At 60.5% G+C, this 17,033-nt stretch carries 14 protein-coding genes; 3 read left to right on the forward strand and 11 right to left on the reverse strand.

Features of this window, described 5'->3' with window-relative positions; translation table 11 throughout:
* Window positions 1–512: tryptophan--tRNA ligase (locus DW850_RS07490; RefSeq protein WP_370215666.1), on the forward strand; the 512-nt coding region annotated here is incomplete at its 5' end.
* Window positions 513–839: 327 nt separating this feature from the next.
* Here DW850_RS07490 and DW850_RS07495 read toward each other — a convergent pair.
* From DW850_RS07495 to DW850_RS07520, 6 genes are all read right to left on the reverse strand, one after another.
* The gene (locus tag DW850_RS07495; protein WP_117786722.1) at window positions 840–1,160 is read right to left on the reverse strand and encodes an MGMT family protein; all 321 of its coding nucleotides are present in this window, start codon (window positions 1,158–1,160) and stop codon (window positions 840–842) included.
* A 77-nt stretch (window positions 1,161–1,237) separates the two neighbouring features.
* Window positions 1,238–2,092, reverse strand: coding sequence for a DegV family protein (locus DW850_RS07500; RefSeq protein WP_117641033.1), 855 nt, complete (start codon window positions 2,090–2,092; stop codon window positions 1,238–1,240).
* A 119-nt stretch (window positions 2,093–2,211) separates the two neighbouring features.
* Window positions 2,212–2,661, reverse strand: a complete 450-nt coding sequence (locus DW850_RS07505; protein WP_022093866.1) for a MarR family winged helix-turn-helix transcriptional regulator — start codon at window positions 2,659–2,661, stop codon at window positions 2,212–2,214.
* 173 nt (window positions 2,662–2,834) lie between these two features.
* The gene (locus DW850_RS07510; RefSeq protein ID WP_117786723.1) at window positions 2,835–3,554 is read right to left on the reverse strand and encodes a B3/4 domain-containing protein; all 720 of its coding nucleotides are present in this window, start codon (window positions 3,552–3,554) and stop codon (window positions 2,835–2,837) included.
* 227 nt (window positions 3,555–3,781) lie between these two features.
* On the reverse strand, window positions 3,782–5,452 hold the full coding sequence (gene pckA, locus DW850_RS07515; protein ID WP_199575653.1) for a phosphoenolpyruvate carboxykinase (ATP): 1,671 nt from the start codon (window positions 5,450–5,452) through the stop codon (window positions 3,782–3,784).
* Window positions 5,453–5,730: 278 nt separating this feature from the next.
* Entirely contained in the window at window positions 5,731–7,302 is a 1,572-nt protein-coding gene (locus DW850_RS07520) for an L-lactate permease (RefSeq protein ID WP_117786724.1), read from the reverse strand.
* A 178-nt stretch (window positions 7,303–7,480) separates the two neighbouring features.
* Between DW850_RS07520 and DW850_RS07525 the strand changes: the two genes are divergently transcribed.
* Complete coding sequence (locus tag DW850_RS07525; protein ID WP_233540642.1) at window positions 7,481–9,055, forward strand: lipopolysaccharide biosynthesis protein; 1,575 nt, start codon at window positions 7,481–7,483, stop codon at window positions 9,053–9,055.
* 388 nt (window positions 9,056–9,443) lie between these two features.
* Here the strand turns inward: DW850_RS07525 and DW850_RS07530 are convergent, their stop codons facing one another.
* Entirely contained in the window at window positions 9,444–10,283 is an 840-nt protein-coding gene (locus DW850_RS07530) for a metallophosphoesterase (RefSeq protein ID WP_117776138.1), read from the reverse strand.
* Between the two features lie 253 nt (window positions 10,284–10,536).
* Between DW850_RS07530 and DW850_RS07540 the strand changes: the two genes are divergently transcribed.
* Complete coding sequence (locus DW850_RS07540) at window positions 10,537–12,138, forward strand: potassium/proton antiporter (protein ID WP_117786725.1); 1,602 nt, start codon at window positions 10,537–10,539, stop codon at window positions 12,136–12,138.
* Between the two features lie 14 nt (window positions 12,139–12,152).
* On the opposite strand, the gene DW850_RS07545 is transcribed toward DW850_RS07540, so the two are convergent.
* The 4 genes from DW850_RS07545 to brxL form a co-directional block, all read right to left on the reverse strand.
* Window positions 12,153–12,830: a DUF3800 domain-containing protein gene (locus DW850_RS07545; RefSeq protein ID WP_117776136.1), complete on the reverse strand. Its 678-nt coding sequence runs from the start codon at window positions 12,828–12,830 to the stop codon at window positions 12,153–12,155.
* Between the two features lie 155 nt (window positions 12,831–12,985).
* The gene (locus tag DW850_RS07550) at window positions 12,986–13,183 is read right to left on the reverse strand and encodes a hypothetical protein (RefSeq protein ID WP_117786726.1); all 198 of its coding nucleotides are present in this window, start codon (window positions 13,181–13,183) and stop codon (window positions 12,986–12,988) included.
* Between the two features lie 27 nt (window positions 13,184–13,210).
* Entirely contained in the window at window positions 13,211–14,575 is a 1,365-nt protein-coding gene (locus DW850_RS07555; RefSeq protein ID WP_117786727.1) for a hypothetical protein, read from the reverse strand.
* A 77-nt stretch (window positions 14,576–14,652) separates the two neighbouring features.
* Window positions 14,653–17,022 (reverse strand): protease Lon-related BREX system protein BrxL, encoded by a 2,370-nt coding sequence (gene brxL, locus DW850_RS07560; protein ID WP_199575655.1) that lies wholly within the window; start codon window positions 17,020–17,022, stop codon window positions 14,653–14,655.
* Window positions 17,023–17,033 lie beyond the last annotated feature (11 nt).

Consider the following 17,033-nt stretch of genomic DNA (forward strand, 5'->3'; position numbering starts at 1 on the left):
AGCTCACCCGCACCATCGCCCGCCGCTTTAACAACCGTTACGGCAAGGTGTTCCCCGAGGTCGACGCGCTGCTGTCCGAGACCCCGCTGCTGCCCGGCCTGGACGGGCGCAAGATGAGCAAGAGCTACGGCAACGCCATTAACATCTCGATGACCGCCGAGGAGACGGCCAAGCGCATCAAGAAGAGCCAGACCGACTCCGAGCGCATGATCACGTTCGATCCCGAGAATCGCCCCGGCGTGTCCGGCCTGCTTTCAACCGCCGCCATCTGCACCGGCCGTTCCGAGGTCGAGATTGCCGAGGAGATTGGCATGGGCGGCTCCGGCCAGCTCAAGAAGTACGTGACCGAGGCCGTCAACGAGTACTTCGCGCCGATCCGCGAGCGTCGTCAGCGCTATGAGAACGATCTGGACTATGTGAAGGACGTGCTGCACGAGGGCAACCGTCGCGCCAACGAGATTGCCGAGCAGACCCTGGCCGAGGTTCAGGACGCCATGGGCATGGTGTACTAGGCAAAGCGCCTTCGCACAACATAGACGGTGAGGCTGAATCCTCACCGAAACAGGAACAGGCCCGCTGGCAGATAGTTGCCAGCGGGCCTGTTCCCGAAGTACACCGTTGAATCGCACAGAGGGGAGGAATGCGAATCAAACTCAACAGGGCAGGCTTTTTCATCGCCTATTGCCTGCTCTGTTGCTGAAAACAATATAGTTCACCGTGGTTTACTTTGTAGCGTCAATATGTTCCCCCATAGCTTCTCCATAAGTTAGCTCAGGTAAACTAGAACCACCACAAAGGGGACAGGCACCTTTGTGGTGGTTTTAACCACGGCAGAGCCGCTAGAGCCCTGCAGGCCAGCGACAGGCGACCAAGTCGACGTGCATGTCGTCCTTAAACGCCACACCCTCCCCTAGCAAAAGCTCACGTTGAGCATCGGGACCGCCAAAAGCAAAACCATCGCATATGCGGCCATCGGCAAACACCACGCGGTGACAGGGAATCTCGCCGGGGCGCGGATTGCCATGCAGGGCATACCCCACGTACCGCGCACTTCGTGGACGACCGGCAAGCAGCGCCACCTGACCGTAGGTGGCGACCATCCCCTCGGGAATCTGCTCGACCACCTCGTACACCCGATCAAAAAAGCCCTCAGACGCCATTGCTCGCTCCCTTCCACCCGGAATAGCATAAACCACCACAAAGGTGCCCGCCCTTTGTGGTGGTTTTGGCAGGTGGGCTAGTTAACGGGCTGGAAGAAGGCTACGGCTACGGCGCCGGGGCCTACATGGGTGCCGATGGTGGCGCCGATGGTGTGAACGGGCAGTTCGCCCTCGGTGTGGCCAGCCCACAGTGCCGCGCTGTCCTCGATATACTTCTTGAGCACCGCATCCGAAAGGCCCGTATAGCCGAGCGCCAGCGGCATGGAAAAGTCGATGCCGCCCGCCTTTTCGACCTTCTGGTTGAGCAGGTTACGGCCGTTCTTGGAACCGCGCGCCTTGCCCAGCTGCACGATCAGACCGTCCTCGGCAGCCACCACGGGCTTTACGTTGAGCAGCGTACCCACGGCACCGGCCGCAGCAGACAGGCGACCGCCGCGCACCAGGTACTCCAACGTCTCGAGCAGGCCGATGACGACCACGCGGTCGCGCACGGCCTCGACAGCCGCCGCAACCTGAGCCGCGCCCTGGCCCTCGTCCACCAGGCGCAGCGCATACTCGACCAGCACGCGCTCGCCCAAGGTCACGTTATTGCTGTCCACGACGAACATGTCGCCGCCCGGCGCCTCGGCAAGTGCGGTGCGGGCACTCTGATTGGTGCCCGAAAGCTTAGCGCCCACGGTAATAATCACAGCCTCATCGCCGGCCTCACGCGCCTCGGCAATCGCCTGCGAAAACGCGTACGGGTTGACCTGGCCGGTCTTGGGCAGCTCATCGCGCTCCACAAGCATCTCGTAAAAGCGCTGGTGATCGATGTCGACGCCATCCATATACACATCGGTGCCAAAGGTGACGGACAGCGGCAGAACGCGCAGAGCGGGGTGCTCCGCCGGCGACATATCGCTTGCGGAATCGGTAATAATGCGGACGGACATAACGAATCCTTTCTTGCGCAGGTCCCGCGCGGGGAATTTTGACAGCAATGCCCCGGCACGGCATACGCGCTCAAACGGGACTATGCAGTTTTTAATGGGAAGCAAATGCCTTGGCGGCCTTAGATCTCACGCAGGGTGTTGAGAATCGTACGCAGCGACGCATACATCTGCTCGCGCTGCTCCACACCCATAGCCTTACCGGTGGTGTCGAGCACCTCGCGAATGATGCGGTCCGCCTCGCTCATGCTCTCGCCGCCCAGAGCGGTCAGGCGCACCGGAGCACGATACTTAACGGCGGCGTCGCCCGAATCATCGACCTCGACGTAGCCGCCCTCCTCCAGATGCGCGAGCGTGCGCGAGACGGCGGCACGGGTCACGCCTGCCATGCGAGCCAGGTCAGCGCCAGTCAGGCCGTCCTTGCTGCGCTCAAGATAGTACAGGCACATAACGTCGGAGCCCTTGAGGCCCAGCCTTGCGCCCTCGGATGTCTTAATGCGCTGGATCTCCTTGTAGAGCCCGCTGATCAGTCCGACAAAGTCCTCGAAACGTGTCTCGTCGTTCTGCTGCATGGGAGACGACCGCCTTTCGCTTACATGATGCTAACGGGTAAACATCTTAGCCGCACGAGGCAACACCCATACCCAAATATCCCATTTGTTAACCCATCAACATAAAAACCACCACAAAGGGGACAGGCACCTTTGTGGTGGTTTTGACCGGCGAACATGATCCGCAGGCGTCGTTACAGTTCCACGCAGGGATTGTCGCGGGTCACAAGCGTCTTAACGACAACCGTCGCTCCCAGATAGCGCTCGAGCAACTCGGCGAGACGATCAACGGCAGCCTGGCAATCCCCCATCCGCTCGGGCTCCACGCACTCAATCGCCAGGAATGCATCGGCCGAATCGTCGGACAGCGCCGTGCGAACGCCATCGCGCCAGTTCCAGCAGCGGCATACGGCGCCCGCATCATCGATGTAGGCGAGCTCGCCGGGCAGCGTCGGGTCATCCGTTTCCTCGCCAAGTGGCAGGAACGCATCGCCGCCGTCAGTCACCTTCAAGCGAAGATCCCCCTCAATCGTATGCAGGTCCTCGCCGCCAACGGGCAGCGCGTAGGTCAGCGACACCGTGTTGTAGATGTCCACCGCGGGCGTAATGTGGCCCACCGGTTTGCCCTTGAGCACGCGCTTGAGCAGGTTCTCAATTGAGCAACGCGCGCCCTTTTTGGTCTTGAACAGCCGATAAGCCTCGCGCCATGCCTTGACCGGTGCGTTCTCGCTGATAGTATCGCTGGTCAGATGACGCTCCGCGTCGATATTGGCGCGGTCGAGCAACGCCGCAATCGCATCCACGTCCTCTTGAGGAATCTGAGCCGCGGGCTTCATGCCCTTTACGACCACAACACCGACAGCCGCCTGCGGAAATAGCTCCCAAAACGAATCCTCGGCAACGAAACTCTTCATGTGCTCTCCCTTCATAGCATGCGCCCGAGCCCGGGTGCCTAAACAAAAAGCGCTCTTACGACGGCCACCTTCAAAGTCCTACGGTGCCGCCACAAGAGCGCTTACGCTGCCCCCATCCGGAGAAGGGGGCGATATGTCAGGCGTATTGTAACCCGAGTCATTCGCCCAAGCAAAACCGCCACAAAGGTGCCTGTCCCCTTTGTGGCGGATATGGACTCGCGGCGACGCTAGTGTCGGAGTCCCAGCAGGCCGCGGCCGCGATGACGGGCGTCGGCGTGCACCTGAGCGTGCGGACCGGCGGCCTTCACGGACTCGGGCAGGTGCGAGTACTTCTTCTCGAAGTTCTCCTCGAACATCACGGCCAAGTTGTGCGCCGCCTCGTCGTAGCGCGCGGTGCTCTGCCAGTACTGGCGCGGCACCAGGATGCCGTCGGGCACGCCGTGGCACGTGGTGGGAATGTCAACGTTAAAGATATCGTCATGCACGAATTCGCTGTCCTCGATGGTACCGTCGAGGGCGCGGGCCACCAGGGCGCGCGTGTAGGCAAGCTCGATGCGATGGCCCACGCCGTAGCCGCCGCCAATCCAGCCGGTGTTGACCAGGTACACACGCGTGCGGCCGTCGGCGATGCGCTCACCGAGCATCTTGGCATAGACCATGGGGTCGAGCGGCATAAACGGCTCGCCAAACAGCGAAGAGAACGTGGGCGTGGGCTCGGTGACGCCGACCTCGGTGCCGGGGATCTTGGCCGTAAAGCCCGTCACAAAGTGATACATGGCGGCGTCGGCCGTCAGGCGCGAGATGGGCGGCAGCACGCCAAAGGCGTCGCAGGTCAAAAACAGCACGACGCTCGGAGTGGTGCCCATGCCCTTGGTCCACGCGTTGGGAATGTGCTCCACAGGGTAGGCCACGCGCGTGTTGTGCGTGACCGAGACGTCATCGTAGTTGGGCTTGCGGCTCTCGTCGAGCACCACGTTTTCGCAGATCGCGCCAAAGCGGACGGCGTTGAAGATCTCAGGCTCGTGGAACGCGTCCAGGCCCTCGCATTTGGCGTAGCAGCCACCCTCGATGTTGAAGATGCCCATGTCGGACCAACCGTGCTCGTCGTCGCCGATCAGCAGCCGCGTGGGGTTGGCCGAAAGCGTGGTCTTGCCGGTGCCCGACAGGCCAAAGAACACCGCGGTCTCGTGCGTGACGGGATCCATACTGGCCGAGCAGTGCATGGGCAGCACGTCGTCCTCGACGGGCAGCAGGTAATTCATGACGCTGAAGATGGACTTTTTGATCTCGCCGGAGTAGCCGGTACCCGCGACCAAAATCACGCGCTCCTGGAAGTTGATGACCACGGCGGCGCTGGAGTTGAGGCCTTTGATGGCGGGGTCGCACTGGTAGCCAGGGGCGGCAAGCACGCAAAAGTCGGGTTCGCCGGTGCGCGCGATTTCGCGGGCGAGCGGACGGGCAAGCATCTGCTTAATGAAGAGCGCCTGGCTGGCACGCTCGCAGGCAACGAGCAGTCGACGCGTGTGGTTGCGGTCGGCGCCTGCCATGCCGCGGGTGACGAACACGTCGCGCTCGTTGAGATAGTCGACGATGCCGGCCTTGATGGCCTCATAGCTCTCGACGAACAGCGGGCGGTTGACGGCGCCCCAGGCAATCTTGTCGTGGACATCGGGGGTGTCAACGATAAAGCGGTCATTGGGGGAACGGCCAGTGCGCTCCCCCGTCTCGATCACCAGCGCGCCGTTGGATGCCATGCGGCCTTCTTCGCGGCGGATAGCGTGCTCGACGAGCTCCGCGGCGGGTAGATCGACCAGCAGACGGGGTTGATTCTCGGCGGGATCTTCAACGAGCGTAATACCAAAGTTGGACAAAACTTCTGCAGGGGTAACACCAGGCATGGGGCCTCCTTTAAAAACGCGACACGTGGACGCGGCGCGCACTTTACTCACGTAAAGCCCGTTGTACCCGATATGCAAAAACGTTTTTGCGGCAACTGCGAAGCGCCCGCCCAACGGTCAAAAATCGCACGCAAGCGGACTAGTCATTGGGGACGTTCTTAAACGACTAGCCATCAGGGACACTCTTGAACAGGCAACAACCAAGGAGTGTCCCCAGATGCCGGCACTTAGGAACGTTCCCAAAGTGCCGGCACAAAAGGAACGTCCCCAAGTGCCAACTACAGCGGCAGCCCTTGACCGAGCATGGCGATGATGCTCATGAGGACCAGCATGCCGGCGGCGTAGGGCAGGATGGCGCCCAGAAGCTCGGCGTCCTTACCGCGTACATGCACGGCGGCAAGACCGATCGCGAGCGTCTGCGGCGAAATCATCTTACCGGCAGCAACGCCAAGCGCATTCAGCGCGACCATCCAGTAGTCGCTCACACCCAGCGCTGTAGCAGCCTGGCTCTGGATGGGGCCAAACAGCATGCCTGAGGACGTGCCCGAACCGGTCACGAACGCACCGACGGCGCCGATCCACGGAGCCAGAATCGGGTACAGGCCGCCAGCGACCGCAATGCAAAACGCGCTGATCGAAGAAATCATGCCCGCATAGCCCATCACCTTGGCGCAACCCAGCACCGAAAGCATGGTAATGACTGTCGGCATCATCTGCTTGACGGTCGCGGCCAGCACCTCACCCATCAAGCGCGGCGAAGCGCCCTGAATGGCACCGCCGACAAACGCAGCCAGGAAAATCCAAACACCCGGCGTGTTGATCCACGAAAACGTAAGCGTGCCGGGGTTCTCGCCGCAATACACCTGCACGTGACTCGCAAACGGCGCGAGCGCGGCGTGCACGACGGGCACCAGGTTGGAGGTACCCAACAGCAGCACAAAAATCAGGATGAAGCACGACCAGGCAGAAAGCGCCGACTTAGCGGTGAGCTGTTCGCCGGCCTCGATATTCATGTGAAAGCGTGCGTCCAGATGCCCCGACTTCTCGGCACGCATAGCAAGCGCAGCTGTCAGCCCGAGCGAAACGATAGAACCGACGACGACGGCAAGCTCGGGACCCACAAACCTAGCAACGACCAGAGCCGCACCGGCAAAGGACACGCCGGAGAGCACGGCGATGCCCGCCGCGCCACGTAGGCGCTCGGCAACGCCTGCAACGTTGCCCTGGTCATCGGCAACACGACCAGCAACCAGTACGATAAACAGCGGCATCATCACAAAGAAAGGCGCCAACTGCACCAGCTGAACGGTCGCCAGGTGCAGGGAATCCAGACCCACCAAGTCGGCAACGGACACCGTGGGGATGCCGATGGAGCCGTAGGGTGTGGGTACGCCGTTGGCCAGCAGGCAGATGAGCACGGCGGGCACGGCCTCAAAACCCAGGCCCGCGAGCATGCCGGCAGGAATGGCGACGGCAGTGCCAAAACCGGCCATGCCCTCCATAAAACCACCGAAGCACCAGGCCACGAGCAGCGCCAGCAGACGGCGGTCGCTGCTGATGGAGGTGATCATGCTGCCGATCACGTCCATGGCGCCCGTGCGAACGCACAGGTTATACGTGAATACCGCGGCGATGATCACCAGGACGATGGGCCACAGAGCCATCAAAAAGCCTTCAAGCGAGGCGGTCGCGATCTGCGCTGCCGGCAGGTGCCACCATGCGAAGGCAAGCACGCACGAAAGGACAAACGATCCGATAGCGGCCTTCCAAGCTGGCCATTTAAAGCACAGCAGCATCACGACCAGCCAAATAATCGGCACAAGAGCCAGTAAGAATGCGGCGACGTCCATAGGTAGAAGCTCCTTGGTACCGCGAGGGCGGCATCGGGGGGTCATAAAACTTCAACAGAATACCGCACGCTTACCGACAAATTGCTGCCGCCTGCCGAATATATTGAACAACCTGTTCAAAAACACGAATCGATACCACCGCGGCTATACTAGAGCGCAGCAATAGAAAGGAATCGCCTTGAGCATCACGCCCCTCGATAGCATCCGACGCACCATCGCCCGCCGCAACGGCGTCACCGACCCCACCGTATCGGGCGGGGCGCACGGGCAGGGCGGACGCATCGAGAACGGCCTGTTCCCCGCATCGCACACCGCCGAGGAGCTCGCACGAATCCAAGAGCTAAGCCAGCGTAACGCCGGCGGTCCCGACAGCAGCCAGGCTACACGCCGTCGCCGCGAGCGCGATCGCCAGCCCGGCCCCATCCGCCGCATGGTCAATGCCTGGTGGAACCGCCTGCTCGGAGCCGTCTACGGCGGCGGCTTCTCCACGCAAGAAGCCGAGTACGAAGATCACGCCACCCGTCGCGACTACCTTTGGAATACCCTGGGCACCGCCGTATGGGGCATGGCGTTTCCCCTGCTCACCATCGTGTCCACGCAGCTTGTGGGCGCCGAGGAAGCCGGCAAGTTCTCCATCGCCTTTGTCACCGGCACGCTCATCATGATCGCGTGCAACTACGGCGTGCGCAACTTTCAGGTCTCGGACATCGACGAAAAGACCTCCTTCGCCTCCTACCAGCTCAACCGCTGGCTCTGCGGAGCGCTCGCGCTGGCATGCGGCCTGGTATACAGCAGCGCCCGCGGCTACGATGCGCAGATGGCCACGATCGGCCTGGGCGTCTACCTCTATAAGGTGATCGACGGCATCGCCGACGTGTACGAGGGCCGCCTGCAGCAGGCCGACAAGCTCTATTTGGCAGGCATGAGCCAAACGCTGCGTTCCGCCGGCGTCATCGCGGTCTTTAGCGTGGCACTGTTCCTCACGCGCAGCATGCCCATCGCGGCCATGGCCATGGGCATCGCCGCGATTGCCTCGCTCGTACTGGTCACCGCCCCGCTCGCCCTGCTCGAAACCGAAAAATCACGCCGCATGAGTCTGCGCGAGGCTGGCCACCTGTTTGTCCAGTGCGCCCCGCTCTTTGGTGCGCTGTTCCTGTTCAACCTTATCGAGAGCATGCCCAAGTTTGTGATGGAGGGCACGCTGGCATACAAATATCAGCTGTACTTTAATGCACTGTTTTTTCCGGCGCAGGCCATTTTGTTGAGCATTGGATTTATCTATAAACCGCAGCTCCTACGTCTGTCGAGCATTTGGGCGAATCCGCGCAAGCGTCGCCGCTTTGATCTGATTATTGTTGCCGTTATGGCACTGATCGTAGTCATTACTGGAGCGTGCGCCGCATTTATGGCAGGCCCCGGCATTCCCCTCATGAGCTTTATGTACGGCCTCAACTTTGAGCGCTACCGCACGCTTGCACTGCTAATGGTTGTCGCCGGCGGCGTCACCGCGGCAATCGACTTTATCTATGCCATTATCACGGTGTTGCGCCACGCCGGCGATGTCACCAAGATCTACCTGATCTGCTTCGCCGTAAGCGTGGTGGTGCCGGTGATCCTGATTAAGCTGCTGGGTCTGATGGGCGCTGTGGTGAGCTACCTAGCCATCATGGCCCTACTCCTGGTGCTACTGATTATCGAGTACGCCCACATCCGCCAACGCATCGAACGCGACCGCAACCCATACGGCGCCTAATTAGCTGCCCCCGGTCACCGGAATTTGCGATGGAATCACCCCGGCTGGGGTCTCGTTGCGGACAATATGCATCACGCAAAACTAAGTGAGTAGACTTTTGCCGAATCCCTGACCACACCGGCAAAACACAAGTCAATGACCTGCGGTTTTGTTGAGGCAAATTTGCCGGCTGCTCGGCATTTCCAAAAAAGCCTACTCACTTAGCCAGCGGGCAGCCAAAAAAGAACCGTCGCGACGTCGTTTGACTCCGTTGCGACGGTTTTTCGAGCATTTTCGCGCTGCCGAGGACGCAGACGCTCCTCATTTCTAGCGCTTACCGAGCAAGAAGGCGCTACTCTTCGAAAGTAGTCAAAAAGCCCCGTCCCAAATTAGCTACCCTTTGCACCGATTATTCGCCCGGGTTGATGTTCGCATAGAACTCGGCCCCGTCATCCAGGCGCAGGATGCCGACGCGGCCGAACTCGGAGCCGGTGGCGGCGGCGCAGTCGATATCGATGCGATCGGGCACGCCGGCGGTATCCTCGCCGCCCAGGCGCACAAAACGCCCCCGGCCCGATTCCTCATCGAGCCCCGCCAGGCCATCCACCACGCAATAGCGCCCAAGCGACACCGTGGGCGTGTGGCCGCTCACCACGACCGGGCCCTCGCCCTCGGCAGAAAGCAGTCCCGTCGGCGCATCCCAATAGCCGTGACGAATCCACAGCAGGTCATCGGACGACTGCACCGCGAGCATCTGCTGCAGCAGCTCGCGATCGGCACCCACCGCTCCGACGCCATCGGCACAATCGACGCCATGCTCAAGCAAAAACGCGCGCGCCGCCTTCATCTCGATTCCAGCATGTACCAGCAGATACGGGCGCTCCTCGGTCTCGGCCACCGCGTAGAGCGGCAGCGCGGCCATCCATCGCACGAGCTCCTCGTATGCCTCAAATTCCATGTCGTTGAGCTGCTCGCGCGTCGTCCAGCCACCGTTGATATCCCAGGTCTCGGCATCGAGCGGATCCTGGCCAATGATGGCATCGAGCATGATCTGCTCGTGATTACCCTTGAGCACGCGGGCGTTGGGCAGCGAGCGCACGAGCTTAATAACGCCGACCGGATCGGGCCCGCGATCGATCATGTCGCCCAGCACGTACAGCGTGTCGTCGGACGTCAACGAGATCTTAGACAGGGCCTCGTCAAGCGCACGCACGTGCCCGTGAGCATCAGATGTCACATAGATCGCCATGGTACGCCTCTCCTTGCATTGCGGCCGAAGCCCGGCGCCGCAACTAAAACTTCAAGTTGAACTTAAACGTTACCCATTGTACTCCGTTGCAATAAAGCTGGAAAGGGTTTCCAAGCAGAGGCAAAGACGGCAGCCGTCTATGACGATATCGCGCACGCCCGCAATCCAACCCCATAAACCCACCATCTTTGGGTACAAATAACCGCAGACAACTGACCGTGCCACGCCAACCACCCAGGAGCGGACACCATCCATGAACCAGATCCTTCTCTTTATCGGCCTCGTTATTATTCTGTGCCTGACCATCAAGCCCGTCGGCAAAAAACTCCCCTTCCCCACCCTGCTCATCTTTATCGCGCTCGGCATGCTGTTGGGCGTCAACGGCCCGGCTCACATCGACTTTAGCGACTACGCGCTCACCGAAACCGTCTGCAGCACGGCGCTGCTGTTCATCATGTTCTACGGCGGTTTTAACACCAACATCGACCGTGCCAAGCCCGTCGCCGCGCCTGCGGTGCTGCTGAGCACGCTCGGCGTCGTCATCACTGCCGGCATTACCGGCGTGTTCGCGCACTTTGTACTGGGCTTCGACTGGATCGGCGGCCTGCTGCTGGGATCGGTTGTGGCGTCCACCGACGCGGCCAGCGTCTTTAGCGTTCTGCGCGAGCACAGCCTTTCGCTGAGGGGCGGCACCGACTCGCTGCTCGAGGTCGAATCGGGCTCCAACGACCCCGTCGCCTACATGCTCACCGCCGTGCTCGCCACACTCGCAGCCGGCGGCGACATCAACATTCCCACACTGCTGGCCAAGCAGATTATCCTGGGCGTGGGCCTGGGCCTTGCCATCGGCTGGGCGGCGGGCCACCTGATTGAACGCGCACGCGCAACAGCCGAGGGCGCGCAGACCATCTTTTTGTTCGCCGTGGCAATCGTCGCCTACGCGCTGCCGAGCTACCTGGGCGGCAACGGCTTTTTGGCCGTGTACCTGGCCGGCATTGTGCTGGGCGCGAGCGACATCACCGGCAAGGTCGAGCTGGCGCACTTCTTTGACACCCTCACCGAGATGGCCGAGATGACCATCTTCTTTTTGCTGGGCCTACTCGTCACGCCCGCGCGCCTGCCGCAAATGCTGCTACCCGGCCTGGCGCTCATGGCGTTTATGCTCTTCGTGAGCCGCCCCATCGCCGTGGGCCTGCTGCTGGTGCCCTTTAAGACCAACCCTCGCCAGGTTGCGCTCGTAAGCTGGGCGGGTCTGCGCGGCGCGGCTTCGGTCGTATTTAGTCTCTTTGCCGTGGTAACCGGTGTTCCCGGTGGTCACGACCTGTTTGACCTGGTGTTTGTGATTGCCGTGTCAAGCATTGTGGTGCAGGGCTCGCTGCTGCCAGCAGTGGCGAAGAAACTCGATATGATCGACGCGGAAGGCGACGTGCGCCGCACCTTTAACGATTACCGCGACGAGGACGGCATGTCGTTCGTCAGGCTCAAGATGGGAGCTGGACATCCGTTTGCCGGACGTTCGCTCGCCGACATTGGCAGTGCGACGGACATGCTTGTGGTTCTGGTGCTGCGCGACGGCGCGCACCCCGTGCTGCCCAACGGCGATACCGTGATCGAGGAAGGCGACCTTCTGGTTATGGCCGCCCCGACGTTTGAAGAGCGTGCCGAGGTTACGCTGCGCGAGGTCACCGTGACCCCCCACGGTCGCCTGGCCGGCCAGCGCCTGCGCGATGTGCCGCAAGGCAAGCATCCGTTTATTGTGGTGATGCTCAAGCGCGAAGGCCAGACGATCATCCCCGATGGCAACACCCTCATATACGCCGGCGACGAAGCCGTCATCGCCACGCTGGCGTCGTAGCGGCCACAGGGCAGCTAATTTGGGACGGCCTTCTTTCTAACTTCTTTTAGTAAGCCTTTTTTAAACGCAGTACTACCACCAAAAAACTTCTGGTCAGTATTAGTCTGCTTATTTGCCTGATATTTCAGACTCGTGAACTCAATGGTACAGACATAGTCCGCGGCCTGAGCCAAATAGTAATCCGATGAAGTTGTCGGCTTATAGATAACTGCATTTTTAGCCAAAGCGTAATCGATTGCCTTGTGAAGCGCACTCGAAACCGAACCCTGTCCTCCGTCGTAGTAAATCTTTACAGCATCAAACTGCTGAAACCAACTCAAATTGTCGAATATGAAATCGATGATTTCACGCCGCATCGCATCAGCAATCTGTTTAAGAGTTCGGTACCGATGCGTCTTGAATACAAACACCTTGTACGAGATGGGCAAATGTCGAAACATAACTCGAAATAGTGAGAACAGCCTTTTTCTCTCGCTGATGCCCAAGTCCTTGAACTGATCTTTTCCATTCATGAGAGGAGAAGCATGGAACGGAAGAAGCGGCAATCCGCTTTCGGCTACCGCCCTTTCATATTTCTCTATTCCCTCAGCGATGGGAATATCTTGTTCATGAAAAACAAAGGCCACAAGATAGTATCTTTCACGAAGATCATCGCTTCCAGATTCATCAATAAAGATACTCAGCTCTCGCATGGGCAATCCTTAATAAAAAAGCCGGGGAAAACGTCCCCGGCACTTGGAAGCCCTCTCTTAAGAGATGACCACCTAGTTTATACCATGAAGTTGGACGTATGTTCAAGCATGAGTATAAAATACAAACATATGTTCGTCAATAACAAAGATGGCCATCATTCAGCGTCATCGTCGACGGCAAAGTCGCGGAGGTCGAGGCCTTCGCGTTCGGCACGGGTCAGGAGCTCTTGGGGCGACTCATCCTCGATATCCACTACGTCGAGCATGGCGGCCGGAAAGCCCACGCCTGCTGCACTCCCCGCGCGGTCGAGCAGGCTCTCGCGCAGCTGATCTACATCAACTTCGATCTTCATGGTGAAACCTCCCGCCAAACCAGGCCCTTACTCGTCAGCGCCAAGCACTTCCACGGCAGCAACAAAAGCCGCAACCTGCTTGTCGTCCATCTGCGTGGCCAGGCGCCCCACGGGCTCATCGTAGGCGAACTGCACCTTATCGATAAAGCAATCCCAAGCACGCTCATCCACGCGCACGGCAGCCTCACAATACTGACTGAGCTTTTTGAGCCCATACCAAAACGCATTCACATGGCGCGCAGAATCCTCGTCCAGCACACCATCGTAGCGGCGTCCGTTAAACTTACGTATGCGCGCCACAGCAACCTCGAGCGAGTCGCCACCATCGGCCGAAGCCTCATCCACAAGCTCGGGAATCGCAACCTCTCGGCGAACATCATGCCTGGTAGCGCCATCGTACTCGCCCACCAGCACGTCTTCGTCAAGCCGAGAATCGTAGTCTAAATAGCTCGAGCCCCGGCAAATCCCATGCGGCGAGCCAGAGCCAAACGCACAGAACAACCCGCCGTCGGCAACAACACGACGGTAGGTCTCAAACGACTTCTTAACCTGAACGAGCAACTCGGAAAGCTCCCCGGCATCGCACGTCGTCTCGCACGCAACGCACACAGGCTCGGGCAACGATACTGGCTCCACCGTGCTCCCCACAACGCGGACGGCGCGCTCGGCCCGATACGCCTGCGCCGCTAAGCGCGCTCGCTGCGCAGCACCGCGCACGTTCGTAAGTTCACGCTCCAGCGCCACGTCACCAGCAACATCGCCAGCCAAATCACCCGTAAACCCATCAGCGTGCTGCGGCCCAGTCGCACTCAGCTCGGACTCAAACGTCGCCGTGATCATACCCGCAAGGTCCGTTGCGTCGGCGGCACAACGAAGTTGCTCCAGCTGCGTGCACAGCAGGTCGGCATCCAGGGGCACAGCATCCACAACGCGCACGTCACCCAGACGCGCCACGTCCTGCAGCACTAAAGCGCCGGCAGCATCGTACGCTGCGCGCACCCTGTCCGCCGTATTCGCACGCAGCTTTACCTCGATAAACGCAAGCGTCTGCTCCAGGCGCGTCAGCAGCTCGGCCTTGTCCTCCATGCGCAAAAAGGCAGCATAGCGGCGCTCCATCTGCAGCGAGCCCACAACACCCGCCTGCTTGCGAGCGCGCGCAAGGGCCGCGCCCTCAACACGGCGCACGTACGTATCAACAGCCCGCACGGCAGATTCGCGCGCAGCGTGCTCGGCAGCCTCGACATCCCTAAGCACACCCAGCAGTTCGCGGGAGCGCGCCTTGCGCACCAACTCCCCGCGATCGTACTGCTCAAGCGTCGCCTGGCGTTTGGCCACCGATTCAAAGCCAAACAGCTCGTCGAGCAGCTCACCAACAGAACGCTCGTCCGCCATGGCAGGCCTCCTCACGCACTACGCACCAACATGTTCGCGGAACGCACGAGCACCGGACGCCCCGCTCGCCCGCACCCCTACAAATCCAGAGCCTTCTTCGCGGCGTCGACCGGATCGCCATCCATGTAGAACACCGGGCTCAAGCCCGAAATGATCTCGGACGAAACGCTCTGCAGGCCCGCGATGGCGCTCAGCGGCAAAATCACACGCTTGGCACCGGCGTTTTTGGCCACGCGCATAATGTCCTCGAGCCCGCGGATCTCGTCCATAGAGCCCGACATGCGCAAGATGCCCGGGACCGCCAGCGCAGACATCACCGGGCGGTTGCACGCCGCGGAGCATAGGCCCACAAACTCGGCAAGCGAAACTTCTTCGGACAGTCCCTTGCTCTGCAGATCGTTATAGAACAGCAGGTAGTCCTTGGAGCCAATGTGCATGCCCGGCGCCACGCGGTTCGCCAGGTTCACGAAGTTGTCGAACGCGGCCTCCAGCGTATCGCGCACCGGCTTGTTAAAGGCCACGCCCTCGTGCTTAAACTTGCACTCGCCGGCAACGGCCTTGTTCTCCAGCTTGTACACGGCAACCTCGCCGCCCTGCGACCTACCCACGCCAAACACGTGACCGGACAGCAGCGGCCCGTCGGGAATCAGCGTATCCTCGGTCTGCTCGGGCACGCGCACCACGTGCACGTCCTGCGGATTATCGGCATCCATATAGCCAAGGTTAACATCGATAAACTCGACGCCCGCCATAATCTTGAGCTGCTCCTTTACGCGGCGACGGCCCTCGATGGCGTAGTCCAGCAGCCAGCGAACGTCGTCCTTGTCCATAGCCTCGTCGGGGAACAGCAGCTTAGCCAAGCCGCTAAAGGTCTTGCGCACGGCGATCTCATCGCGCTTGTTAAAGTCGCTGTTAAAGCGGAAGTAACGGTCGATATGATGCGTAAAGTCTTTGCGGCGCATCTCCTTGCAAAACTCCGACAGGCAGTCGGTGATTAAGCCGTAATGCCTGGTCAGCAGGCTCGAACGCATCTTGGGAATCTCCCAGCCCGGCAGGTAATAGTGGATACGGTCGAAGAAGGCCGAATCGTTGTTAAACTCCGGCGGGAACGGATCAAACAGGTGCGTGGTCTTAAGGACGTTTTGCACGGTGTCGTTGATGTTGCCCTCAAAGACCATGGAGGCATCGGCGTTAATCTGGTCGCGGCCGCGCGCGTAGCTGCCACTCGCCATATAGTCCTTCATGATCTGCACGGCGTTGGTGTCCTTAAAGCGCATGCCGGCGACCTCGTCGAACGTCACGCAATCCCAATGGCCCACCAGGCCCACGCGATCGGCGCGCATGGAGTTCATACGGCCGAACAGGTTGGCCGTGGTGGTCTGGCCGCCCGAAAGCAAGATGGCATAGGGCGAGACCTCTTTGTAGATATGGCTCTTGCCGGTGCCACGGGGACCCAACTCGCACAGATTGTAATTGCGCTCGATCAGCGGCACCATGCGCTCGATAAAGTGCAAGCGCTCCTTCTCCGAAAGCTCGCTGGGCTCATAGCCGGCAGAGCGCAGCAGCATGTTGAGCCACTCGTCGCGCGAGAAATACTGGCGCTCGTCGATCATGGCCTCCAGGTCCAGGTTGGGCATCTGGATGGGCGTGAGCGACGCCACGCTAAACGGAGAGTCCTCGGGTCCGCGCTTTTTGCGCTTGGCCTTGGAACGGCGCGGCGCATCGTCGCCAAAGACCTCCATGCCAAACTCGTCTTCCTCTTCCATGGGATGACGATACTCGATGCTCATGATGCACCAAATGCCGCCCTGCAGAATCTTGGAGTAGTCGCGCACGTACTCGGCCGGCATCACAAACGGCTCAATGGTCAGATTGGCAAACGACGCCACGTAGATGTCTTTGTACTCGTCGAGCTTGGCCGTCACCTTATCGATGATGGTAAAGCGCCCCAGCTCGCGAATCTTGGACTTGATGCGCTCGGACTCGTCGGGGCGCACATAGTTATCGGTGAGAATCTTGCGGATGCGCTCCAGGCCCTCCGCCACGGCATCCTCGTCGTCTGTTGAGCAGTACATGCCCAGCAAGTACTCCAGCACAAAGGTAGGCACGTTGGCGCCGCGCTTCATAAGGGCCGTCAGGTCCTTACGCACGATCTTGCCGCCAAAGTGCTCGAGCAGCTTGCCGTCCAGTCCATCCATGTCGTAGCCGTCGTCCTCGGGAGCCTCGGCCACGGCCTGGGCATAGTCATCGGTCGAGGGCTCGTCCTCGGCGGGCGCCACGGCATCGGCGGGCGCAGCGGTCTCCGCCGGCTCCACCGCAGGCACATTCTCCACCGCGGGCACAGTCTCCACCGCAGGCACAGTCTCCACCGCAGGCACAGCCTCCGCCGGCGCACTCACATCAATCGAGGGAACTTCCCACAGATCGTCGTCATGGCTATCAAACATAGGGCACACTC

Source organism: Collinsella sp. AM36-4AA, assembly GCF_003467795.1.
In the GTDB taxonomy this organism is placed as follows: domain Bacteria; phylum Actinomycetota; class Coriobacteriia; order Coriobacteriales; family Coriobacteriaceae; genus Collinsella.

Excerpts from the sequence above, each read along its gene's own strand:
- DW850_RS07495 (WP_117786722.1), bottom strand. The coding sequence starts at position 1,160 with ATGGCGTCTGAGGGCTTTTTTGATCGGGTGTACGAGGTGGTCGAGCAG.
- DW850_RS07520 (WP_117786724.1), bottom strand. The coding sequence starts at position 7,302 with ATGGACGTCGCCGCATTCTTACTGGCTCTTGTGCCGATTATTTGGCTG.
- brxL (WP_199575655.1), bottom strand. The coding sequence starts at position 17,022 with ATGTTTGATAGCCATGACGACGATCTGTGGGAAGTTCCCTCGATTGAT.
- pckA (WP_199575653.1), bottom strand. The coding sequence starts at position 5,452 with ATGCCTGGTGTTACCCCTGCAGAAGTTTTGTCCAACTTTGGTATTACG.
- DW850_RS07545 (WP_117776136.1), bottom strand. The coding sequence starts at position 12,830 with ATGCGAGAGCTGAGTATCTTTATTGATGAATCTGGAAGCGATGATCTT.
- DW850_RS07500 (WP_117641033.1), bottom strand. The coding sequence starts at position 2,092 with ATGTCCGTCCGCATTATTACCGATTCCGCAAGCGATATGTCGCCGGCG.
- DW850_RS07540 (WP_117786725.1), top strand. The coding sequence starts at position 10,537 with ATGAACCAGATCCTTCTCTTTATCGGCCTCGTTATTATTCTGTGCCTG.
- DW850_RS07550 (WP_117786726.1), bottom strand. The coding sequence starts at position 13,183 with ATGAAGATCGAAGTTGATGTAGATCAGCTGCGCGAGAGCCTGCTCGAC.
- DW850_RS07510 (WP_117786723.1), bottom strand. The coding sequence starts at position 3,554 with ATGAAGAGTTTCGTTGCCGAGGATTCGTTTTGGGAGCTATTTCCGCAG.
- DW850_RS07505 (WP_022093866.1), bottom strand. The coding sequence starts at position 2,661 with ATGCAGCAGAACGACGAGACACGTTTCGAGGACTTTGTCGGACTGATC.
- DW850_RS07530 (WP_117776138.1), bottom strand. The coding sequence starts at position 10,283 with ATGGCGATCTATGTGACATCTGATGCTCACGGGCACGTGCGTGCGCTT.
- DW850_RS07555 (WP_117786727.1), bottom strand. The coding sequence starts at position 14,575 with ATGGCGGACGAGCGTTCTGTTGGTGAGCTGCTCGACGAGCTGTTTGGC.